Below are 22,714 nucleotides of genomic sequence, written 5' to 3' on the forward strand. Positions count from 1 at the left end.
GGGAGGAATGAACATGGAAATCAAATCAGTAATGGTCATCGGTGCAGGACAAATGGGATCTGGAATCGCACAGGTTTGTGCGATGGCAGGATACAAGGTGTACTTGAACGATCTTAAGCAAGAATTTATTGATAAAGGGTTATCAAGAATCGAAGGCAATCTTTCTAAGCAGGTAGAGAAGGAACGAATTTCTCAAAAAGACCTCATCAGAGGGATGGATCTTGTGCAAGGAACAACAGATCTTAATGACGCTAAGAACGTTGATATCGTGATTGAAGCAGCTGTCGAGAACATGGAAGTAAAGTGTAACCTTTTCTCTCGTCTTGATGAAATCGCACAAGACCATACGATTCTCGCAACGAATACGTCATCACTTCCAATCACTGAAATTGCCGCAGTAACAAAGCGTCCAGAAAAAGTGATCGGCATGCACTTTATGAACCCTGTTCCTGTCATGAAATTAGTCGAGATCATCAAAGGTCTTGCGACGACTGAAGAAACGTTCAATGCAGTTGAAACGCTCGCTAAACATTTGAAAAAGTCTCCGGTTGAAGTAAATGATTTCCCAGGCTTCGTATCGAACCGCATCTTGATGCCGATGATCAATGAAGCGATTTATACGGTATACGAAGGGGTTTCATCTCCAGAAGATATCGACCAAGTAATGAAGCTTGGAATGAACCATCCGATGGGGCCCCTTACTCTTGCTGATTTTATTGGTCTCGACACATGTCTGTATATTATGGAAACGCTCCAGGAAGGCTTTGGGGACGACAAATATCGCCCATGCCCGCTGCTCCGCAAGTATGTAAAAGCCGGCTGGTTAGGACGTAAGACTGGAAGAGGATTCTACCAGTATCAGGATTAACATCAAGAGGAGGAACAGAGATGGAGCTTGTTTTTACTGAAGAACAAAAAATGATGCAAAAGATGGTCAGAGATTTTGCAGAAAAAGAAATTGCGCCATTCGTTGAGAAGATGGAAGAAACCGATGAATTCCCACGTGACATCATCAAGCGTATGGGTGAACTCGGTCTAATGGGTATTCCCATTCCTGAAGCATATGGTGGAGCGGAGATGGACTACACCTCTTATATCATAGCGATTCATGAGCTTTCAAAGGTTAGTGCCACAATCGGCGTAATCTTATCTGTGCATACATCTGTTGGCACACTGCCTATCCTGAATTTTGGAACAGAAGAACAGAAACAGCGATATATTCCAAAGCTTGCAACAGGAGAGTACCTCGGCGCATTTGCGCTAACTGAAGCAGGTTCTGGTTCTGATGCGAGCAGCATGAAAACGCGTGCTGTCCGTGATGGAGATCACTATAAGCTAAACGGCTCTAAAGTTTTCATCACGAACGGCGGCGAAGCGGACACGTACGTTGCATTCGCACGCACGAATGCAGAGGAAAAAGGAAGTAAGGGAGTTACGGCATTTATCGTCCATAAAGATACCCCAGGATTCAGCATCGGGAAGAAAGAAAAGAAAATGGGATTGAACGGTTCAAATACAGTCGAAATTATTTTTGATAACGCACGTGTTCCTGTTGAGAACCGACTCGGTGAAGAAGGGCAAGGCTTCAAGATCGCGATGGCAAACCTAGAGAGTGGTCGAATCGGAATCGCAGCACAATCTCTTGGTATTGCAGAAGCCGCACTAAATTATTCTGTCTCCTATGCAAAAGAAAGACAGCAATTTGGTAAACCGATCGGACAAAACCAAGGACTTGGGTTCAAGCTTGCAGATATGGCAACAGAAGTAGAAGCAGCCAAACTATTAACCTATCGCGCTGCAGATCTCAAAAACCAAGGCATTCCATGCATGCAACAAGTCTCAATGGCGAAACTATTCGCCTCAAAAGCAGCCGTAAAAGCATCCATCGAAGCCGTCCAAGTCTACGGAGGCTACGGCTACACAAAAGACTACCCAGTAGAACGCCTTTTCAGAGACGCAAAAGTCTGCGAAATCTACGAAGGCACGAGTGAAATACAGAAGATCGTGATTAGTAGGGGTATGATGAAGTAAAGAAAAGCGGAGGCGACTGGTCTGGCTCGACAAGCGCTGGAACCTTTTCAAATGAACACGCTCTTTGTGTTCAATTGAAAAGGTGAAGCGACTCGAGAGCCAAGGAGCCGCAGCTAGCCAGGAAAAGCGAAGGGGAGCGTTCAGAAACAGCAATATTGGAACTCTCGAATGGGAACACGTTCTTTGTGTTCCTGTGAGAGAGTGAAATATTGAAGTTTCTGCGACCCGCAGCTAGCCAGGAAAAGCGGAGGCGCCCGTCAAGCCCCGACAGGCGTTGGAACCTTTTCGAATGAACACGATTTGTGTGTTCAATCGAAAAGGTGAAACGACCCGAGGGGCTGGGCGCTGCAGCTCGACACGAAAAGCGGAACGGGCCGCTTAGCCCCGACAGGCGCTGGAGCCATATCAAATGAACACGTTTTTTGTGTTCAATTGATATGGTGAAGCGACCCGAGGGGCTGGCCAGTGCAGCTGGACACGAAAAGTGGAGCGGGCTCGTTTAAATCCGTAGGATGTTGGAGCTCGTGAGGATGAGACGCTTTTTGTCTCACCCGAAGGGGCGAAACGGCTGAAGGATTTCGCCCGTGAAGCTAGACAGAAAAACCGGAGGGAGCCCATATACATCCCTCCCACCCTAGAATCAATCAGCTAATAAAATCCCATTCTAGACAATAAAATCAAATTTTAGCTAATAAATCGGCAAATTGGACAATAAAACGTCCTTCCGCCCAATAAATCAATACAAACCACCCAAAAGGAGCACATCTAGACCCCACCAAGAGAGAAAACGCTCCTTCTCACACATAAACCTAAAGGAGAGAACCTCATATGAACTTTCAACTTTCAGAAGAACATGAAATGCTACGGAAAATGGTGCGTGACTTTGCTAAGAAAGAAGTAGAACCAACAGCTGGTGAGCGTGATGAAGAAGAACGCTTCGATCGCGAGCATTTTACACATATGGCTGAGCTTGGCTTAACTGGGATCCCTTGGTCAGAGGAATACGGCGGCATTGGATCTGACTACTTAAGCTACGTAATCGCAGTTGAAGAGCTTTCAAGAGTTTGTGCATCAACTGGTGTAACGTTATCTGCACATACATCTCTAGCTGGGTGGCCTGTACACGCATTTGGTACGGAAGAGCAAAAGCAGAAGTTCCTTCGTCCGATGGCAGAAGGAAAAATGATGGGAGCTTATGGTCTTACTGAGCCAGGATCAGGTTCCGACGCAGGTGGCATGAAAACGACAGCAAAGCTTGACGGTGACCACTATGTGATCAATGGTTCAAAGATCTTCATCACAAATGGTGGGGAAGCGGAAATCTATATCGTGTTTGCACAAACGGACAAAGAAAAGCGGCATAAAGGGATCACCGCGTTCATCGTAGAAAGTGATACTCTAGGATTCTCTGTTGGAAAGAAGGAAAAGAAACTAGGAATTCGTTCTTCTCCTACGACTGAAATCATTTTTGAAGACTGCCGCGTTCCGGTTGCGAATCGTCTTGGCGATGAAGGTCAAGGTTTTAAGATCGCCATGAAGACGCTAGACGGTGGACGTAATGGGATCGCAGCTCAAGCGGTTGGGATTGCACAAGGAGCACTTGATGCGGCTACAGCTTACGCGAAAGAACGTAAGCAGTTCGGTAAAGCGATCGGTGAAAACCAGGGAATCGGTTTTAAGCTTGCTGACATGGCGACAAAGGTCGAAGCTGCAAGACTACTAACCTATCAGGCTGCTTGGAAAGAGAGTCAGGGACTTCCTTACGGAAAAGAATCGGCGATGTCTAAGTTATATGCAGGTGACATTGCGATGGAAGTAACAACAGAAGCTGTTCAAGTGTTTGGCGGTTATGGGTACACGAAAGATTACCCTGTTGAACGCTATATGAGAGATGCGAAAATAACGCAAATTTATGAAGGAACTAACGAAATTCAGCGTCTTGTTATTTCAAGAATGCTATTAGCTGATTAAGAAGGATGAGTAGCATGGAATCACTTGCAGAACGAATTTCGAAACGCGATGAACGTGCACTGGCAAAAGCGATCAGTTTAGTTGAAAACGACGCAGAAGGAAAACTTGAGCTGTTAAAAGACATTCACCCCATGACTGGACGTGCGCATTATATCGGATTAACTGGCTCACCTGGTGCAGGTAAAAGCTCACTCGTCAATCGCCTCATCACGTACCTGAGAAAGTTAGACCTTACTGTCGGGGTCGTGGCCGTTGATCCCACGAGCCCCTTCAGTGGAGGTGCTCTTCTAGGAGACCGCGTGCGGATGGCCGAGCATTTTACTGACCCGGGCGTCTTTATCCGGAGCATGGGTACAAGAGGTAGTCTAGGGGGATTGTCACGAACGTCAAAAGAAACAGTAAGGCTCATGGATGCGTTCGGATTCGATGTCATTTTAATCGAAACAGTAGGTGTGGGGCAGTCAGAATTAGACATTATGAAGATTGCTGATTCCATAGCCGTCTTATTAAATCCAGGCAGTGGTGATGTTGTTCAGGTGTTCAAAGCTGGAATCATGGAAATTGCCGATATGTTCATCGTAAACAAAGCGGATTTGTCAGGTGTTCCGAAGTTACTAGCAGAGCTTGAAAGCATGCTGGATATCGTGAAGCATGATGCTGACTGGCGCCCTCCTATCGTTAAGACGGTTTCTGTGAAGAATCAAGGAATCGATGAAGTGTGGGAGCGATTGACGGAGCACATACAATACATGAAAGAATCTGGTGAACGGGATCGGAGGAGGAAAACCTCTCTTGAACGTGAAGTAATCGAAGTGGTTCATGCTGAAATGATGAAGAGGTTAGTCGAGAAAGAAGAGCAGAACAACAAAAGCTGGGTAGAAGATGTAAAGAATGGGTCGATCGATCCTTATTCAGCTGCAGTCAGGCTACTGGATGACTATTACGGAGAGAAAGTAGACAAAGGCTGAGGAAGGGGCTGGGTATTCGGTGAGAAAAAATGTTCCTTCCATGGTGAAGGATGAAAAGCTGATCCAGAAACGAAGAGAGCAAATGATCAAAGCCGCTGTGACACTTTTTAAAGAAAAAGGATTCCATAGAACAACAACGAGGGAAATCGCTCGTGTCGCAGGATTTAGTATCGGAACGCTTTATGAATATATTCGGAAGAAAGAAGACGTACTCTATCTTGTGTGTGACAGCATCTATGACGAAGTGCGCGAGAGATTAGAAGAGCAGATCAAACCTGATGTGAAGGGAATCGATCGCTTGAAACAGGCGCTTCATGCATTTTATCAAGTGATGGATGACTTTCAGGATGAAGTGCTCGTGATGTATCAAGAAGCGAAGTCGCTGCCACAGGAGACGCTGCCTTACGTGTTGAAGAAAGAAATTGGCATGGCAGAAATTTTTGAGAAGCTCATTCAGGACTGTGTAGACGAAGGCATGCTTCATCTGACGGATGAAGAAATTTACGGGGCATCTCATAACATACTCGTTCAGGGGCAGATGTGGGCGTTCAGACGCTGGGCACTTCGCTCTCATTACACGATTGAAGAATTTACGAAAATGCAGGAGGCGTTCATCATTCAAGCGCTAAACCCTGTTAATACAGCGAATAGAACGTGAAGGAGGAAACAGTGTGAGTGTAACGCAAACGAAAAAACCAGTTAACCATGTGCGTTTTGTAACGGCTTCTAGTTTATTTGATGGTCATGACGCGTCGATCAACATTATGCGTCGAATCCTACAAGCGAGTGGTGCAGAGGTTATTCACCTTGGTCATAACCGTTCTGTTGAAGAAGTTGTAAACGCTGCCATTCAAGAGGATGTTCAGGGTATCGCCATTTCATCCTACCAAGGCGGTCATATGGAATATTTTAAATACATGTACGACCTTTTGAAAGAGAACGGTGCTTCTCATATTCGCATCTATGGCGGCGGTGGCGGCGTCATCATTCCAAAAGAGATCAAAGAGCTTCATGAGTATGGAATTTCAAGAATCTTCTCTCCTGACGATGGAAGTGACCTTGGTCTTCAAGGAATGATCGATCTGATGGTGAAGGAATGTGACTTCCCGACCTTCAAGCAGATCGACAACCAGCTTGAACGAGTTGGCAAACGAGATCCTCAGGCTGTTTCAAGCTTGATTACGCTTGCTGAAAGCTTCGGTGCTGAACGATCTGAAGAAACGGCTGCTACTGCAGAAAAAGTGTTCACAGAGCTAAAAGGTATGGAAACGTCGGCTCCAGTTATTGGAATTACGGGTACAGGTGGTGCTGGTAAAAGTTCATTAACAGACGAACTCGTTCGTCGATTTATTAACGAATATGAAGATAAAACAGTTGCGATTCTCTCTATCGATCCAACAAAACAAAAGACGGGCGGTGCGCTTCTTGGTGACCGTATCCGTATGAATGCAATCCATAATGATCGTGTTTTTATGCGCAGTCTTGCAACAAGAAAGTCTAAAACAGAGCTTTCTCTTTCCATTCGTGAGGCGATGGCTGTTGTCAAAGCAGCTGGCTATGATTTGATCATTATCGAAACGAGCGGAATCGGTCAGGGTGATGCTGAAATCGCTGAAATTGCAGACGTTTCGATGTATGTGATGACAAGTGAATTCGGAGCACCATCACAGCTTGAGAAAATTGACATGATCGACTTTGCTGATCTGATCGTGATTAACAAATATGAGCGTAAAGGCTCAGAAGATGCGCTTCGTGATGTGAAGAAGCAATACCAGCGCAGTCACATGCTGTTTGAACAAGATCTTGATAAGATGCCTGTATTTGGTACGATCGCGAGTCAGTTCAACGACCCTGGAACGAACACGCTGTTTAAAGCGTTGATCGATACGATTCAGCAAAAGTGTGGAAACGACTGGGCGACAAATATTGAGACGAGTGAAATCGTTGAAAAGCTGAACTTAATCATCCCACCTGAGCGCCAACAGTATCTCCAAGATATTTCAGGATCGGTACGTCGCTATCATGAGTACGTTGAGAAGCAAGTGCAGCTCGCACGAAAAGCATTCCAGATTCAAGGTACGATCGACATGCTTAAAGAGAAGGGTGAAAGCGAAGAAACAATCAGTATGCTTTCTAAGATGAAAGACGAAAACACGGACGATATGCATCCTGAAACGAAGAAAATTATCGAGAGCTGGCCAGAGGTTCAGGAGAAATATAGCGGGAAAGAATTTGTATCTGTCATCAGAGACAAAGAAATCGTAACCGAACTTACGACGAAGAGTCTGGCTGGTATTGAAATTCCAAAGGTTTCACTTCCGAAATATGAAGACTGGGGAGAAATCGTACGCTGGGTACTGAAAGAGAATGTGCCAGGCTCATTCCCTTACACGGCTGGAGTTTTCCCATTCAAGAGAAAAGGCGAAGATCCAAAGCGTCAGTTTGCTGGGGAAGGTACGCCAGAACGTACGAATCGTCGCTTTCACTATCTATCAAAAGATGATGATGCCAAGCGCTTGAGTACAGCATTTGATTCTGTAACGCTATATGGTGAAGACCCTGATTACCGTCCAGATATTTACGGAAAAGTTGGGGAGAGTGGCGTAAGTATTTGTACGCTAGATGATATGAAAAAGTTGTACGATGGCTTTGATCTTTGCGCACCTTCAACCTCTGTTTCGATGACGATCAATGGTCCTGCTCCTATCATACTTGCGATGTTCATGAACACGGCGGTAGAGCAGCAGATTCAGAAGTTTGAAGAAAAAGAGGGTCGTAAAGCGACTGATCAGGAGCTTCAAGAAATTAAAGCAATGACCTTGAGCACTGTTCGTGGAACGGTCCAAGCAGATATTTTAAAAGAAGATCAAGGACAGAACACGTGTATTTTCTCTACTGAATTTGCGCTTCGTATGATGGGAGACATCCAAGAATATTTCATCAACAATGAAGTTCGCAACTATTACTCAGTATCTATTTCTGGATACCATATTGCGGAAGCTGGTGCGAACCCTATTTCACAGCTTGCATTTACGCTTGCGAATGGATTTACGTACGTCGAGTATTACTTGAGTCGTGGAATGGATATCAACAAATTTGCTCCTAACCTTTCATTCTTCTTCAGTAACGGGTTAGATCCTGAATATACGGTGATCGGGCGTGTTGCAAGAAGAATTTGGTCGACGGTAATGAGAGAAAAGTATGGTGCGAACGCTAGAAGTCAAAAGCTCAAGTATCATATTCAAACATCAGGGCGTTCTCTTCATGCGCAAGAGATGGATTTCAACGACATCCGTACGACGTTACAGGCACTTATGGCGATCCAAGATAACTGTAACTCTCTTCATACCAATGCTTATGATGAAGCTGTTACAACGCCTACAGAAGAGTCCGTGCGACGTGCGATGGCCATTCAGATGATCATTACAAAAGAGAATGGTCTCACGAAAAACGAAAATCCACTTCAAGGTTCCTTCATTATTGATGAACTTACGGATCTTGTTGAAGAAGCAGTTCTAACAGAATTCGATCGAATCAATGCACGTGGAGGCGTTCTTGGAGCCATGGAAACGCAGTATCAGCGTGGTAAAATCCAAGAAGAGTCCATGTATTATGAGATGCAGAAGCATACGGGTGATCTTCCAATCGTAGGGGTGAACACGTATAAAAATCCGAATCCACCTGCAGAAGAAGAGTGGAATATGGAGCTTGCTAGAGCGAGTAAGGAAGAGAAGGAACAACAGATTACAAACCTTAGAAGCTTCCAGGAAAGAAACGCTGGTGAGACAAAAGAGGCCCTTCGCCGTTTGAAGCAAGCTGCTCTCACAAAAGGAAACATTTTCGAGGAGCTTATGGAAACGGTCAAAGTGGCAAGCCTAGGTCAAATCACGACCGCTCTTTATGAAGTTGGTGGAAAATACCGTCGAAATATGTAGACAGGTAATAGCTTGTCAAACGAATCGGTTCATATTATTGTAGGAGGAAGGATAGTCCTTCCTCCTATTATTTGTTTACAGGGAAAGAAAGCCTTTTAATGGCAAATCTTTTGATTGAACGAGATTTGTTTAAAAATCGTAGCATAGATTGAGGAAATTTGTTTATAATGAATGGTATGATTTTTATAAAGTAAGAAAAACTATCTATTTGGGTACCTAGCATAGGTTGTTTTACTTAACATTCGGGTAAAGTATTCAGAGGAGAGAATTGAAAGGGAGTGCCGATATCATGAGTACCTTAAATCAGTTGTCTGCTGATGACATTCAAGAGACATCGATGATTGATATTATGTTTTATATTTTGCAAGATGAAAGAAAGCCAGTTTCTTTTTATACTCTAATGAATCAGATTGGAGACATGAAAGGACTGTCATCGGAAGAGGTTCAAAAGCGTCTTGCAGAAGTTTATACGAATCTAAATACAGATGGTCGTTTCGTAACACTAGGGGACAACCAGTGGGGTCTGAAGAGCTGGTATCCTGTGGAGCAATCTCAGGAAGAGCTTGCAACTACGATCAAACCAAAGAAACGCAAGAAGTCTGAAGATGACGATGTTTTCGAAGACGACATTGAAGATGACTTGGAAGGTCTAGAAGTCGACGATCTTGATGATGACTTCGAAGAAGATTTCGATGACGACGACGCGGAAGAGTTTGACGACAACGATGCGGACGATGATGATGACGACGAAGACTTTGAAGATGACGAGGAAGAAGCTAAATAATTTCCGACAGTTCTTGACTTTCAGGCTCGAAGTCGGTAGAATCATTTTTGGGCTTCACCAATAAACGAATATAATAATGATTAATATAAAACAAAAGTGCCCCCCATCTATGGGACAGGTGTCACTTTTGTTTTTTTTATTTTATTTTACAAGCACCTGACAATACATTCGAATAGGAACACGTCGATCATTCAGAAGAGTCTTTTCAAAACAATAGCAATCGAATGAATCCTTTCCCTTTTTATAGGGGTAGAATACTAACAATGAGGGGGCAGAAATATGACAACAGGAAAGCAGAAGAAGTATATATTTGTAACAGGCGGGGTTGTATCATCACTTGGAAAAGGGATTACAGCAGCATCACTAGGTCGCCTTCTTAAAAATCGCGGGATCAGCGTAACGATTCAGAAGTTTGATCCATACATTAACGTTGACCCAGGAACGATGAGTCCATACCAGCACGGTGAAGTATTCGTAACGGATGATGGAGCGGAGACTGACCTTGACCTAGGACACTACGAGCGTTTCATCGATATTAATCTTTCGAAGAACTCGAACGTAACGACCGGTAAGATCTACTCAACTGTTCTTCGTAAAGAGCGTCGCGGTGACTACCTTGGTGGAACAGTTCAGGTAATTCCTCACATCACGAACGAAATCAAAGAGCGTGTTTTCCGCGCAGGAAACGAAACGAATGCGGATGTTGTAATCACTGAAATCGGCGGAACAGTAGGCGATATTGAAAGTCTTCCTTTCCTTGAGGCGATTCGTCAAATCAAGAGTGATATCGGAAAAGAAAACGTGATGTACATTCACTGTACGCTCGTTCCATTCTTAAAAGCTGCTGGTGAAATGAAAACAAAGCCAACTCAGCATAGTGTGAAAGAGTTACGCAGCCTTGGCATCCAGCCGAACGTGATTGTAGTACGTACTGAACAACCTGTTCCACAGGATATGAAAGATAAAATCGCACTGTTCTGCGATATCGATCCACATGCTGTAATCGAAGCACAGGATGAAGAAACCCTTTATCAAGTGCCACTTTCACTTCAAGCACAGAAGCTAGATGATATCACTTGTAATCACCTTAAGTTGAACTGCCAAGAAGCGGACATGGTAGAGTGGAAGCAGCTTGTAGATAAAGTACAGAACCTATCTAAGAAAACCAAGATTGCGCTTGTAGGTAAGTACGTTTCACTACAGGATGCGTATATTTCTGTTGTTGAATCCATGAAGCATGCAGGTTATGCGTTTGATGCGGACGTAGATATCAAATGGGTGAACTCTGAGAATGTAACGCCTGAAAATGTTCATGAGTTACTGTCTGATGTCGATGGTATCCTTGTACCAGGTGGATTCGGAGATCGTGGGATCGAAGGTAAGATCACGACCATTCAATATGCTCGTGAAAACAAAGTGCCTTTCCTAGGAATCTGCCTTGGGATGCAGCTTGCTTCAGTAGAATTTGCACGCAACGTTCTTAACCTTGAAGGAGCACATTCTGCAGAAATCAAGCCGACAACGAAATACCCAGTGATCGACCTCTTACCTGAACAAAAGGATGTTGAAGATCTAGGTGGGACACTTCGCCTTGGACTTTACCCTTGTAAGCTTGTTGAAGGAACAAAAGCGTTCCAAGCTTATGAAGATGAAGTGGTATATGAGCGTCACCGTCACCGCTATGAGTTCAGTAATCAGTTCAGAGCTCAAATGGAAGAGGCAGGATTTATTTTCTCTGGGACAAGCCCTGATGGCCGTCTCGTTGAAATCGTGGAAGTTCAGGATCATCCGTGGTTTGTAGCATCACAATTCCACCCTGAATTCACATCTCGTCCTACACGTCCTCAGCCATTGTTCAAAGAATTTATCGGTGCATCAATTTCGAATCAATAATATAAAAAAACAGGGTGTCGAGTAATTCTCGGCACCCTGTTTTTGTTTATAGTTCGACACCATGTTCATCAAGAATTTCTTTCGTCGTTAAGTAGATCGCATGATACACAAAAAGGGATACGAGGAGTGACGGGTGACCGATTCGTTCACCATCTTCATCTGGAACAAGTCCTGACGTGAGCCCTGTGTTAATATAAAAGTGAACAGAGTCTCGAAGAGCTTGAGCTTGATCCTTTCGTGTTGCTGCAACACCAATAACCGAAGCTCCAGTTTCTTTGTATATCGTCGCGAGTTTTGCGAAAGATTCATCATCGTCATACTTTCCAAACATAATGACCGTATCGCGGTCTGTTAATTCTGTTTCGGGTTCAAGTATCGCGCATGATGGCAGGCGATCCGCTCCATCAATCGCTTCAAGTGCTACGCCTTGAAGTTCGTTTTGACCTTGAAAGTACACCGTACCTCCGCCTGTAATCGTTTGTGCGAGAAGGCGCGAAATATCTTCAATGACCATCTCATGGTTATCTTGTATGTGTTTAAATTTACCCATCAATTGTGTTGTAAATATTTTTAGCATAGGGTCACTGCCTTTCTTATGATTGAAGATCATACACATTATAACGTGAGAGCGACTTGCTTGCGAATCGTGGACTTTAGAAGGATAATTTTCACGTATAGCGAATTGATATGTAATAGAAACTGAAAATTGGGAGGCATTTATATGAAAAAGAAAATCTTAATCGTCGACGATCAATACGGAATACGTATCCTCCTTAATGAAATTTTTCAAAAAGAAGGTTACCAAACCTACCAAGCTGCAAACGGCGTTCAGGCGTTAGATATTGTAAAGAATGAAGATCCTGATCTTGTTATTCTGGACATGAAGATTCCAGGGATGGACGGACTAGAAATTCTAAAGCGGATCAAAAAGATGGAAGCAAGGGCGCTTGTCATCATTATGACTGCTTACGGAGAGCTCGATATGATTCACCAAGCGATGGATCTTGGAGCGATCACACACTTCCCTAAACCGTTCGATATCGATGAAATAACAGAAGCTGTAAAAAAAGAACTAGCTGCGATCTCTTAATAGAAAGAGGTAGCGCTTACATAAACAAATCCTATTAAATCAGGCTTTTTCCCCTTCTTTTGTTAATTTGATATGCTATAATAGAACCGTGTTTTTGGAGTTTTTACATGAGTGGCTTATGAAATTCATTTCATGGTACATACATAAAATACATGTGTTTGTGCCATCTTGAATATGACCGATTATTTCAAGAAGGCATTTTGTGTGCTCTGATAACAAGTATGTCGTTAACAACGATGCTTACGGTTTCGGCCAAGCAATCTTAATTAATATCGAGGAGGATTTACCATGCCTTTAGTTTCTATGAAAGAAATGCTAGAAAAAGCTAAAGCAGAAGGCTACGCAGTTGGCCAATTTAACCTGAACAACCTTGAGTTCACTCAAGCGATCCTTCAGGCTGCTGAGGAAGAAAAATCTCCAGTCATTCTTGGAGTATCAGAAGGTGCTGCTCGCTACATGGGTGGTTTCAAAACCGTTACAACTCTAGTGGAAGCATTGATGGAAGAGTACAACGTAACAGTTCCTGTTGCGATTCACCTTGACCATGGTTCAAGCTTCGCTAAGTGTATGCAAGCGATCAATGCTGGCTTCACATCTGTAATGATCGACGGTTCTCACTATCCATTAGACGAGAACATCGCTCTGACTTCTAAAGTGGTTGAAGCTGCTCATGCAGTAGGCGTTTCAGTTGAAGCTGAGCTTGGCCGTATCGGCGGACAAGAAGACGATATTATCGTTGACGATGCAGAAGCTGCTTATGCAATTCCAGAAGAGTGTGAGCGCCTGATCAACGAAACTGGTGTAGATTGCTTCGCTCCTGCACTTGGTTCAGTACACGGCCCATACAAAGGTGAACCAAATCTTGGCTTCGACCGCATGGAAACAATCAGCAAAATGACTGGTGTTCCTCTAGTTCTTCATGGTGGTACTGGTATTCCAACTGCTGACGTGAAAAAAGCGATCAAATTTGGACATGCTAAGATCAACGTGAACACAGAAAGCCAGCTTTCTTCTGCAAAAGCAGTTCGTTCTGTACTTGAAGAAAAGCCAGAGCTTTACGACCCTCGTAAATACATGGGACCTGCACGTGATGCGATTAAAGAAACAGTAATCGGCAAAATGCGTGAATTCGGTTCTTCAAAGAAAGCATAAACCTTCTTTAAGGTGGAAATAGTAAAAACCGCTCGATTCCGAGCGGTTTCTAATTTCCATTCCCTTCCCCCTTCTCCATACTTGCCGACTATTTTTCAATTAATTTTAACCAAACCCGGAAATCACTTAGCAATTTATGTTAAACTTTTTTCGTAAACGCTTTCTAAACAACAGAGGAGGACTTACGTAATGAAAATTTTTATAGATTCTGCTAACCTAAATGACATCAAAGAAGCTTTCGATATGGGAGTTGTATCCGGAGTTACTACGAATCCATCACTTGTTGTGAAAGAAAACGTAGACTTCCACGACCGATTGAGAGAAATCACAGACTTGGTGAAGGGATCCGTCAGCGCCGAAGTTGTTTCTATGAAAGCTGAGGATATGATTGAAGAAGGAAAGCAACTTGCAAACATCGCTCCTAACATCACTGTGAAAGTACCGATGAACAAAGAAGGTCTTAAAGCAGTAAAGGCATTCTCTGAGCTTGGAATAAAGACAAACGTCACGCTAGTATTTTCTTCAAACCAGGCACTTCTTGCAGCTCGTGCTGGTGCATCGTATGTATCACCGTTTCTAGGTAGATTAGATGACATCGGACATAACGGCTTAGATTTGATCTCTGAGATTTCTGATCTGTTTGCAGTGCATGGAATTGAAACTGAAATTATCGCCGCATCGATTCGTCATCCGCTTCATGTTTCAGAAGCAGCACATAGAGGGGCGGATATTGGAACAATGCCACTGAAGGTTGTTCTACAAATGCTAGAGCATCCACTTACAGACAAAGGTATTGATAAATTCCTTTCTGACTGGAACGAAGTACAAAAAGACTTGGACTAATCGGAATGAAATTGGCATGAACTTCCTGTTTTTGCCCATACTATTCTTATGGAGTTTCACATTTCGACAAATCCATTGCCAGGAATAAGATGCGGACGAAGAAGGGAGACCATTATGGAAAAGTTGATGATCGCCGGAGGACACCGTTTGAGTGGGACCGTTCAGGTGAGCGGAGCCAAGAATAGTGCAGTAGCGCTGATCCCGGCGGCTATATTAGCAGAATCCACTGTCACGATCGACCACCTGCCTAACATATCAGACGTTGGAATCCTCCGTGATCTTTTGGAAGAAATCGGAGGACAAGCTGAACTAGATGGGAACACGCTAACGGTTAACCCTCAAGAAATGATCGCTATGCCGCTTCCGAACGGTAAAGTGAAGAAATTACGTGCTTCTTATTATCTAATGGGAGCGATGCTCGGGCGCTTTAAAAAAGCTGTTATTGGGCTTCCTGGTGGTTGTAACCTTGGCCCCCGTCCAATTGACCAGCATATTAAAGGCTTTGAAGCACTTGGTGCAAAAGTGACCAATGAACAAGGCGCTATATACCTTCGTGCTGACGAGTTAATAGGCGCGCGTATTTATCTTGATGTTGTTAGCGTTGGGGCTACGATTAACATTATGCTCGCTGCTGTACGTGCAAAAGGACGTACAGTAATCGAAAATGCCGCAAAGGAACCTGAAATTATCGATGTTGCGACACTGCTATCTAGCATGGGCGCAAAGATCAAGGGTGCTGGAACGGATGTTATTCGAATCGACGGAGTCGATGAACTTAACGGTTGCTATCATTCTATAATTCCTGACCGCATCGAAGCGGGAACATATATGATCATGGCAGCAGCAATGGGCGACGAGGTCGTCATCGATAACGTGATCTCACAGCATTTAGAATCTCTTATCGCAAAGCTCCGTGAGATGGGCGTAACGGTAGAAACGAATGAAGATCAGGTGTACATCAGTTCGCCACGGACGGGATGGAAGAGTGTCGATGTCAAAACGCTCGTCTATCCTGGTTTTCCTACAGATCTTCAGCAGCCGTTCACCTCACTCCTTACAAATGCAGAAGGTAGTAGTGTCGTAACAGATACGATCTATGGTGCGAGATTTAAGCACATTGATGAGCTTCGTAGAATGGGAGCCAACGTCAAAGTTGAAGGCCGCTCTGCTATTATTAACGGCGCGACAAGGCTTCAAGGTGCAAAGGTACGCGCATCTGACCTTCGAGCAGGAGCAGCACTCGTAGTAGCTGGTTTAATGGCAGAAGGTGTAACGGAAGTTTCTGGCCTTGAGCATATCGATCGTGGGTATGAACGACTTGTAGAGAAGCTCAGTGACCTAGGGGCACGAGTTTGGCGTGAGAAGTTGGATCAAGAAGAGTTAAAAGAAGTTGAAAATACGTAACTAGCAGAAGCGGTTCAGGCCGCTTTTCTGCTTATGGTAAAATGTAAGCGTTTTATTATTGTTAGGATCAACATTTGAGGGGAGAGCATTATGGAGAGAAGTTTGTCTATGGAACTAGTTCGGGTGACAGAAGCTGCCGCACTGGCTTCTGCTCGCTGGATGGGTCGAGGAAAGAAAGATGAAGCGGATGATGCTGCCACTTCTGCCATGAGAGATGTGTTTGATACCGTTCCTATGAAAGGGACAGTTGTTATTGGAGAAGGGGAGATGGATGAAGCTCCTATGCTCTATATAGGTGAAAAGCTAGGAACTGGCTATGGTCCCCGTGTAGACGTAGCTGTCGATCCCCTAGAAGGAACGAACATCGTAGCTGCAGGAACTTGGAATGCCTTGGCTGTACTTGCCGTTGCTGATCACGGAAACTTGCTACACGCGCCTGATATGTACATGGATAAAATTGCGGTAGGACCAGAAGCGGTTGGTAAAATCGACATCAATGCTTCAGTCCTTGATAATTTGAAAGCCGTAGCAAAAGCAAAAAATAAAGACGTTGAAGACTGCGTGGCGGTCATATTGGATCGTAAACGTCACGAAAAGATTATAGAAGAGGTTCGTTCTGCTGGTGCAAGAATTAAACTCATCACTGATGGAGATGTGGCCGCTGCGATCAACACGGCTTTTGAAGACACTGGTGTTGATATCCTATTTGGTTCAGGTGGAGCTCCAGAAGGTGTTCTTGCCGCAGTAGCACTCAAGTGCCTTGGTGGTGAAATTCAAGGTAAGTTGCTTCCACAGAATGAAGAAGAGATGCGTCGCTGCCGTGAGATGGGCATCGTAGACGTCTCACGAGTGTTACGAATGGAAGACCTCGTTAGAGGAGAAGATGCGATCTTTGCCGCAACAGGTGTCACTGACGGAGAACTGTTAAAAGGGGTTCGTTTCAAAGGAACTGCTGGAACGACACAGTCCGTCGTCATGCGCGCCAAATCTGGAACGGTCCGTTTCATTGACGGCAAGCACAGCTTAAAAAAGAAACCAGACTTAGTTATAAAGCCTTAATTTATGGAAAGAGTGGTGCTGTGATTAACAGCATCGCTCATTTCATGTTGAATATTCTTAAAGAATCTGGTAAAACTATAAGGTGCTACATTATTTTGCTGTACTTTAAGAAGATTTAACCCTATCATGAGGTTTAACCTATAAGATTTTAAACTATGTCTATATCAGCACAAGAATAACGATTGCTTAGCAACACCTTCGTTGTGCACTTCCTCTACTCTCACACAAGAGATACCTGCATGGATAAGAATACTAGCCTCTCATGGGATCTCACAAACTCTTTCTTTTTTTCGTACGATGAACATGATTCATTTCATTAAGACAGCAATGAAAGCTGTTTATATCCGTAGTACTCTCTTCTCCTTTATTCCTTATATTAGGAAAAACTAGCATTATTATAAATTAAAAGTGTGGTGTCAACATGGCAGTAAATTTATCTGAATTAGAACAAATGAATTTAAAAGAACTGTATGAACAGGCAAGAAAATACAAAGTCTCCTATTACAGTAAATTAAACAAAAGAGAGCTTGTCTTTGCAATTCTTAAAGCACAGGCGGAACAGTCCGGTCTCCTGTTCATGGAAGGAATTCTTGAAATCATTTCTTCTGAAGGATTTGGCTTCTTACGTCCGATCAATTATTCACCAAGTGCTGAAGATATTTATATATCAGCTTCTCAAATTCGAAGATTCGACCTTAGAAACGGTGATCGCGTATCCGGTAAGGTACGTCCTCCGAAAGAAAATGAACGATACTATGGCCTTCTCCATGTAGCAGCAGTAAATGGAGATGACCCTGATTCTTCGAAGGAACGCGTTCATTTCCCTGCGTTAACGCCTCTCTATCCAGAGAAGCGCATGGAATTTGAAAACAAGCCGAATAACCTTTCGACTCGTATCATCGACATGATCGCTCCTGTAGGATATGGCCAACGTGGCTTGATCGTCGCGCCACCGAAGGCAGGTAAAACGATGCTGTTAAAAGAAATCGCGAACAGCATCACAACCAATCATCCTGATACAGAACTAATCGTGCTTCTTATCGATGAGCGTCCTGAGGAAGTTACAGATATCGAACGTTCGGTTGATGGCGATGTTGTGCATTCAACGTTTGATGAAACGCCTGATAACCACATTAAAGTAGCCGAGCTCGTTCTTGAGCGTGCGATGCGTCTTGTCGAACACAAGAAAGACGTTGTCATTCTTCTCGATAGTATTACTCGTCTAGCTCGTGCTTATAACCTTGTTATTCCACCGAGTGGCCGTACGCTTTCAGGTGGTATCGATCCTGCCGCTTTCCATAGACCTAAGCGTTTCTTTGGTGCTGCGCGTAACATCGAAGAAGGTGGAAGCCTTACGATCCTAGCGACAGCTCTTGTAGAAACCGGTTCTCGTATGGATGACGTCATCTATGAAGAATTTAAAGGAACAGGTAACATGGAGCTTCACCTTGATCGTCGTCTTGCTGAAAGACGTGTATTCCCAGCGATCGATATCCGTCGTTCTGGTACACGTAAAGAAGAACTCCTTCTTCCAAAAGAACAGCTTGAAATGCTTTGGACAATTCGAAAAAGCATGGACGACTCGTATGAATTTGTCGATAACTTCTTGAAGAGACTAAGAAAGACAAAAACAAACGAAGAAATGTTCAACCTGTTTGAGAAAGAGAAAAGCGGAGCAGGGCGATAAGTTGAGAAAAGCGGAGCGGGCCCGTTAAAATCCGTAGTTCGTTGGAGCCCGTGAGGATGAGACGTTTTTTGTCTCACCCGAATGGGCGAAACGAGCGGAGGATTTGGCCCGTGCAGCTAGCCCAGAAAAGCGGAGTGGGCCGTTTAGACCTGAAAAGCGAAACGAGCCCGTTTAAATCCGCAGGTCGTTGGAGCCCGCGAGGATGAGACGTTTTTTGTCTCACCCGAGGGGGTGAAACGGCCGAAGGATTTGGCTTGTGTAGCTGGACTTCGACAGGCGGTGGAAGCTTTTCAAGGGAACGCGATTTGTGTGTTCAATTGAAAAGGTGAAGCGACTCAAGGGTCTGGCCCGTACAGCTAGCCCAGAAAAGCGGAAGGGGGCCGTAAAGCCCCGACAAGCACTGAGCTTCTCGCTAGTCGACAACTGAAAAAGACTTTTTCATGACCAATTGCATTGTGTTATTCTCCCTGCTATAATACGTCTGTATGTGCAGAAATCGTCAGCTTAGCTTTTCGGTTTTTAGATAACTCTGTTTCCTAAGGAATCAGGGCGGAAGGAGATGACATTCATGAAACAAGCAATTCATCCAGGTTATGAAAAAGTAACGGTTAAGTGTGCTTGCGGTAACGAATTCGAAACTGGTTCTACAAAACATGACGGGGTAAACATTGAGGTCTGCTCAGAGTGCCACCCGTTCTACACTGGTCGTCAGAAGTTTACTGACGTTGGTGGACGCGTAGATAAGTTTAGAAAAAAATACAACCTCAACGGTTAATAATAAGAACAGGCAAGTATTCTTCTTGCCTGTTTTTTTAACACTTTAAGGAGTGTAACACCTTCATTAGGGGAATATAGATAACAAAAGACAGTGTCTTTTCGGGATAGGGAGAAAGGAGAAGCGGTTGCATGCATGTCATGAAACACAACGGCTGGATTGAGGTCATTTGCGGTAGCATGTTTTCTGGGAAATCAGAAGAATTGATCCGCCGTGTAAGAAGAGCAACTTATGCGAAACAGAAAGTTCAAGTCTTCAAACCAAAAGTTGATAACAGATATAGTGAAGAATCCGTTGTGTCTCATAATGGCACGTCGGTTATTGCTGTGCCGGTAAACGACTCAACTGCGATACTTGATCGTGTCGATGAAGATACAGATATGGTCGCGATCGACGAAGTGCAGTTTTTCGATGATGGAATTGTGGAAGTTGCCCAGCAGCTTGCTGATGAAGGCGTACGCGTCATCGCAGCAGGTCTTGACCAGGATTTCCGTGGTAAAGCATTTGGACAGGTTCCAGAGCTTCTCACAGTAGCTGAGTCCGTTACAAAGCTTCAAGCTATTTGCGTTGTCTGCGGATCACCAGCAAGCAGAACACAACGCCTAATCGACGGCAAGCCGGCTCACTACGATGATCCAATCATCCTAGTCGGTGCCTCAGAATCATACGAACCACGCTGTCGCCACTGCCACAAGGTACCAGGCAAACCGACCGCGAGAGATTTACAGCAGGAAGAAGTATCAAGATAGAGATGCGAATGACAAAACCTGGGAAACCGGGTTTTTTTAGTTAGAAAAGCGGAAGCATCCGCTTAGACCCGAAGGCGGTGGAAGCTTTTCAAATGAACACGATTTGTGTGTTCAATTGAAAAGGTGAAGCGCCTCGAGGGTCTGGATGCTGCAGCTAGCCCAAGAAAAGCGGAAGTGAGCGTTTAGAAACGGATATATTGGAACTCTCGAAAAGGAACACGATTTTTGTGTTCCATTGAGAGAGTGAAATATAGGAGTTTCTGCGAACTGCAGCTGGCCCGAGAAAAGCGGAAGAGAGCTGTGCCGTAAATTGATAATTACTCTAATTAGCTAATAAAAACCAATAATAGACAATATAATTAGTTTTTGTACAATAAACCTCGATTTTGGCTAATAAACCTTCATTTTAGACAATAACGCAATAAATTGGACATTAAACTGCCCTCACACCTCAGGCAAGCAATCAAACCCCTCAACTAACATAATTTAACTGCTTTACAGATCAATAAAGTCGGACACCTTAAGAACAGGAGGTGTTTAGATGATGAAAGTTAGCGCTGTTTTACTTGCGTCACTCGTGCTTTTTGCCTCAGGTTGTTCACCACTTAAGCCACCTGAATCGAATGGAGCAGCAGGAGAGGGGCAACAATTGAACACGGATATCAACTTGAATCCAAACTCTTACCGAAACATGGGTGTAGAGAAGCCGACGATCAGTGATGATCAGAACAAGATTCGTGAAGTGGTGGAAGCAGAGGGGCTCGATGCGGGTGCTGTTTCAATCAATGGAAATCATGTGTGGGTCAATGTGAAGTTTGAATCAGTAGAAGCGATGGATTTAAATGAACAACGAAAACGTCTGGCTAAAAAGATATATCAAGCTGTTCCAAGATACAAAGTCCACGTAAGAGCAAAATAAAAACCCTCTCCCACATAAACGGGAGAGGGTCTATTTTGTTAATGCTGTGCTCGTCGTGCTCCTTGTTGAAGAGGATCCCATACACTGTTGTATGGAGGAGCGTAAGCGAGGTCAAGGTCTTCGATATCATGAAGCGTCATCTGATGGAAGAGGGCAGTTGCGAGCACATCGACGCGTTTGTCGACTCCGTGCTTTCCGATGAACTGTCCTCCCAATATGCGCTCATTATCATCTCGATAGATGAGTTTTACATTTAGCTCACGCGCATCAGGATAATACCCTGCGATATCTGTTGCTTGAGTAGAGCAGCTAGTGAACGGTAAATTTAAATCCTCTGCTTCTTTCGATGATAATCCTGTTCGACCTAGCGTTAGTTCAAAGAATTTGATCACTGAGGTCCCGACGATTCCTTTGAACGTGTTCGGATGTCCTATTATATTGAGTCCAGCGATACGACCTTGCTTATTCGCTGTCGTACCTAGTGGAATGAAGTCATCGCGTTCTTTTACGCGGTGATAATGTGTCGCGCAATCTCCCGCAGCATAAATATCTTCGATGCTTGTTTCCATGTAGCGGTTCACTTGGATGGCGTCATTTTCAGCAGTATGAAGGCCGCACTCTTGAGCGAACTCTGTGTTAGGTTTGACTCCAACTGAGACGAGAACGAGGTCAGCATCATACTCGCCTTGATCCGTAACGATTTTTTTGACCCGGGAATCACCTTTTAGTTCTTTCACGGCCTCGTTTGTGTGTACAGCCACGTTATTACGCTCTGCTTCTTCGTGAATGTGCTCTGCCATGTCTTCATCAAATATTCCGCCTAAGTATGGACCTAATTCGATGATGCGCACTTCTTTTCCTATTTCTCGAAATGCTTCTGCCATTTCGAGTCCGATATAACCACCACCTATGATGGCGACATTTTTTATCGATTCAGTTGTATCTTCCATTACTTTCTCTGCATCAGGGATCGTCTTCAGAGTATGTACACCGTCAAGGTCGATACCTTCCCAGTTTGGTTTTACTGGACGTACTCCAGTTGCAATCAATAATTTATCATAGCTTTCAGAAAAGCTCTCGCCGGTTTGAAGGTTTTTCCCCTTCACGATTTTGTTTTCGCTATCGACTTCTGTTGCCTCGTGATACACTCTTGCGTCGATACCATATTTTTCACGGAACGTTTCAACACTCCTGGCGATCAGGTTTTCAGTCGATTCTATTTTTCCGCTGATCACGTAAGGTAGTCCGCACTGGCCGTAGGAATAAATATTTCCTTTTTCAAGTGTCACCACTTCCGCATCTTCATCATTTCTCACGACTTGCATCGCAGCACTCATTCCTGCTGCGTCTCCACCGATAATAACAACTTTCATGGAAACAACTCCTCTCATATTAAAAATGGCTCTAGTTAGTTTACCCTATTTATAGAAAGTTCAAGCTATTTTTGCTTTTGA

General features: G+C 44.0%; 19 protein-coding genes. 17 read left to right on the forward strand and 2 right to left on the reverse strand.

From position 1 onward, the window contains the following. Window positions 1–13: 13 nt before the first annotated feature. From LCM09_RS16815 to pyrG, 8 genes are all read left to right on the forward strand, one after another. A complete protein-coding gene (locus tag LCM09_RS16815) occupies window positions 14–868 on the forward strand; it encodes a 3-hydroxybutyryl-CoA dehydrogenase (protein ID WP_224884290.1) in 855 nt (284 codons plus the stop codon). Between the two features lie 20 nt (window positions 869–888). Further along, the gene (locus LCM09_RS16820) at window positions 889–2,031 is read left to right on the forward strand and encodes an acyl-CoA dehydrogenase (protein WP_224884292.1); all 1,143 of its coding nucleotides are present in this window, start codon (window positions 889–891) and stop codon (window positions 2,029–2,031) included. A gap of 828 nt (window positions 2,032–2,859) precedes the next feature. Continuing rightward, window positions 2,860–4,002, forward strand: a complete 1,143-nt coding sequence (locus tag LCM09_RS16825) for an acyl-CoA dehydrogenase (protein WP_224884294.1) — start codon at window positions 2,860–2,862, stop codon at window positions 4,000–4,002. 14 nt (window positions 4,003–4,016) lie between these two features. Continuing rightward, on the forward strand, window positions 4,017–4,970 hold the full coding sequence (meaB, locus tag LCM09_RS16830; RefSeq protein ID WP_224884296.1) for a methylmalonyl Co-A mutase-associated GTPase MeaB: 954 nt from the start codon (window positions 4,017–4,019) through the stop codon (window positions 4,968–4,970). 40 nt (window positions 4,971–5,010) lie between these two features. Then, entirely contained in the window at window positions 5,011–5,628 is a 618-nt protein-coding gene (locus tag LCM09_RS16835; RefSeq protein ID WP_224884415.1) for a TetR/AcrR family transcriptional regulator, read from the forward strand. Between the two features lie 13 nt (window positions 5,629–5,641). After that, window positions 5,642–8,905 carry a fused isobutyryl-CoA mutase/GTPase IcmF gene (gene icmF, locus LCM09_RS16840; RefSeq protein WP_224884297.1) on the forward strand — a complete coding sequence of 1,088 codons (3,264 nt, stop codon included), beginning with the start codon at window positions 5,642–5,644 and terminating at the stop codon, window positions 8,903–8,905. A 289-nt stretch (window positions 8,906–9,194) separates the two neighbouring features. Further along, window positions 9,195–9,689, forward strand: coding sequence for a DNA-directed RNA polymerase subunit delta (gene rpoE, locus LCM09_RS16845; RefSeq protein ID WP_224884299.1), 495 nt, complete (start codon window positions 9,195–9,197; stop codon window positions 9,687–9,689). 279 nt (window positions 9,690–9,968) lie between these two features. After that, window positions 9,969–11,582 (forward strand): CTP synthase, encoded by a 1,614-nt coding sequence (pyrG, locus tag LCM09_RS16850; RefSeq protein ID WP_224884302.1) that lies wholly within the window; start codon window positions 9,969–9,971, stop codon window positions 11,580–11,582. A 46-nt stretch (window positions 11,583–11,628) separates the two neighbouring features. Here pyrG and LCM09_RS16855 read toward each other — a convergent pair whose 3' ends face one another. Then, entirely contained in the window at window positions 11,629–12,198 is a 570-nt protein-coding gene (locus LCM09_RS16855) for a DUF2529 family protein (protein ID WP_318246530.1), read from the reverse strand. A gap of 105 nt (window positions 12,199–12,303) precedes the next feature. On the opposite strand from LCM09_RS16855, the gene LCM09_RS16860 reads away from it, so the two are divergent. The 9 genes from LCM09_RS16860 to LCM09_RS16900 all read left to right on the forward strand — a co-directional run bounded on the left by LCM09_RS16860 (window position 12,304) and on the right by LCM09_RS16900 (window position 21,260). Next, complete coding sequence (locus tag LCM09_RS16860; RefSeq protein WP_224884306.1) at window positions 12,304–12,672, forward strand: response regulator; 369 nt, start codon at window positions 12,304–12,306, stop codon at window positions 12,670–12,672. A gap of 288 nt (window positions 12,673–12,960) precedes the next feature. After that, the gene (fba, locus tag LCM09_RS16865; RefSeq protein WP_224884308.1) at window positions 12,961–13,824 is read left to right on the forward strand and encodes a class II fructose-1,6-bisphosphate aldolase; all 864 of its coding nucleotides are present in this window, start codon (window positions 12,961–12,963) and stop codon (window positions 13,822–13,824) included. 189 nt (window positions 13,825–14,013) lie between these two features. Further along, window positions 14,014–14,667, forward strand: a complete 654-nt coding sequence (fsa, locus tag LCM09_RS16870) for a fructose-6-phosphate aldolase (protein WP_224884310.1) — start codon at window positions 14,014–14,016, stop codon at window positions 14,665–14,667. A 114-nt stretch (window positions 14,668–14,781) separates the two neighbouring features. Further along, window positions 14,782–16,071, forward strand: a complete 1,290-nt coding sequence (gene murA / locus LCM09_RS16875; protein ID WP_224884312.1) for a UDP-N-acetylglucosamine 1-carboxyvinyltransferase — start codon at window positions 14,782–14,784, stop codon at window positions 16,069–16,071. A gap of 90 nt (window positions 16,072–16,161) precedes the next feature. Beyond that, window positions 16,162–17,130 (forward strand): class II fructose-bisphosphatase, encoded by a 969-nt coding sequence (glpX, locus tag LCM09_RS16880; protein ID WP_224884314.1) that lies wholly within the window; start codon window positions 16,162–16,164, stop codon window positions 17,128–17,130. Window positions 17,131–17,551: 421 nt separating this feature from the next. Beyond that, complete coding sequence (gene rho, locus LCM09_RS16885; protein ID WP_224884316.1) at window positions 17,552–18,817, forward strand: transcription termination factor Rho; 1,266 nt, start codon at window positions 17,552–17,554, stop codon at window positions 18,815–18,817. Window positions 18,818–19,385: 568 nt separating this feature from the next. Continuing rightward, window positions 19,386–19,592 carry a 50S ribosomal protein L31 gene (gene rpmE, locus LCM09_RS16890; RefSeq protein ID WP_224884417.1) on the forward strand — a complete coding sequence of 69 codons (207 nt, stop codon included), beginning with the start codon at window positions 19,386–19,388 and terminating at the stop codon, window positions 19,590–19,592. A gap of 131 nt (window positions 19,593–19,723) precedes the next feature. After that, window positions 19,724–20,341, forward strand: coding sequence for a thymidine kinase (locus LCM09_RS16895; RefSeq protein WP_224884318.1), 618 nt, complete (start codon window positions 19,724–19,726; stop codon window positions 20,339–20,341). A 541-nt stretch (window positions 20,342–20,882) separates the two neighbouring features. Then, a complete protein-coding gene (locus LCM09_RS16900; protein ID WP_224884320.1) occupies window positions 20,883–21,260 on the forward strand; it encodes a hypothetical protein in 378 nt (125 codons plus the stop codon). 38 nt (window positions 21,261–21,298) lie between these two features. On the opposite strand, the gene LCM09_RS16905 is transcribed toward LCM09_RS16900, so the two are convergent. Then, complete coding sequence (locus LCM09_RS16905) at window positions 21,299–22,633, reverse strand: CoA-disulfide reductase (RefSeq protein ID WP_224884321.1); 1,335 nt, start codon at window positions 22,631–22,633, stop codon at window positions 21,299–21,301. Between the last annotated feature and the right edge of the window lie 81 nt (window positions 22,634–22,714).

Source organism: Guptibacillus algicola, assembly GCF_020171805.1.
GTDB classification, from domain to species: Bacteria; Bacillota; Bacilli; order Bacillales; family Guptibacillaceae; genus Guptibacillus; species Guptibacillus algicola.

Excerpts from the sequence above, each read along its gene's own strand:
- LCM09_RS16815 (WP_224884290.1), top strand. The coding sequence starts at position 14 with ATGGAAATCAAATCAGTAATGGTCATCGGTGCAGGACAAATGGGATCT.
- LCM09_RS16820 (WP_224884292.1), top strand. The coding sequence starts at position 889 with ATGGAGCTTGTTTTTACTGAAGAACAAAAAATGATGCAAAAGATGGTC.
- LCM09_RS16825 (WP_224884294.1), top strand. The coding sequence starts at position 2,860 with ATGAACTTTCAACTTTCAGAAGAACATGAAATGCTACGGAAAATGGTG.
- meaB (WP_224884296.1), top strand. The coding sequence starts at position 4,017 with ATGGAATCACTTGCAGAACGAATTTCGAAACGCGATGAACGTGCACTG.
- LCM09_RS16835 (WP_224884415.1), top strand. The coding sequence starts at position 5,011 with ATGGTGAAGGATGAAAAGCTGATCCAGAAACGAAGAGAGCAAATGATC.
- rpoE (WP_224884299.1), top strand. The coding sequence starts at position 9,195 with ATGAGTACCTTAAATCAGTTGTCTGCTGATGACATTCAAGAGACATCG.
- pyrG (WP_224884302.1), top strand. The coding sequence starts at position 9,969 with ATGACAACAGGAAAGCAGAAGAAGTATATATTTGTAACAGGCGGGGTT.
- LCM09_RS16855 (WP_318246530.1), bottom strand. The coding sequence starts at position 12,198 with ATGTGTATGATCTTCAATCATAAGAAAGGCAGTGACCCTATGCTAAAA.
- LCM09_RS16860 (WP_224884306.1), top strand. The coding sequence starts at position 12,304 with ATGAAAAAGAAAATCTTAATCGTCGACGATCAATACGGAATACGTATC.
- fba (WP_224884308.1), top strand. The coding sequence starts at position 12,961 with ATGCCTTTAGTTTCTATGAAAGAAATGCTAGAAAAAGCTAAAGCAGAA.
- fsa (WP_224884310.1), top strand. The coding sequence starts at position 14,014 with ATGAAAATTTTTATAGATTCTGCTAACCTAAATGACATCAAAGAAGCT.
- murA (WP_224884312.1), top strand. The coding sequence starts at position 14,782 with ATGGAAAAGTTGATGATCGCCGGAGGACACCGTTTGAGTGGGACCGTT.
- glpX (WP_224884314.1), top strand. The coding sequence starts at position 16,162 with ATGGAGAGAAGTTTGTCTATGGAACTAGTTCGGGTGACAGAAGCTGCC.
- rho (WP_224884316.1), top strand. The coding sequence starts at position 17,552 with ATGGCAGTAAATTTATCTGAATTAGAACAAATGAATTTAAAAGAACTG.
- rpmE (WP_224884417.1), top strand. The coding sequence starts at position 19,386 with ATGAAACAAGCAATTCATCCAGGTTATGAAAAAGTAACGGTTAAGTGT.
- LCM09_RS16895 (WP_224884318.1), top strand. The coding sequence starts at position 19,724 with ATGCATGTCATGAAACACAACGGCTGGATTGAGGTCATTTGCGGTAGC.
- LCM09_RS16900 (WP_224884320.1), top strand. The coding sequence starts at position 20,883 with ATGATGAAAGTTAGCGCTGTTTTACTTGCGTCACTCGTGCTTTTTGCC.
- LCM09_RS16905 (WP_224884321.1), bottom strand. The coding sequence starts at position 22,633 with ATGAAAGTTGTTATTATCGGTGGAGACGCAGCAGGAATGAGTGCTGCG.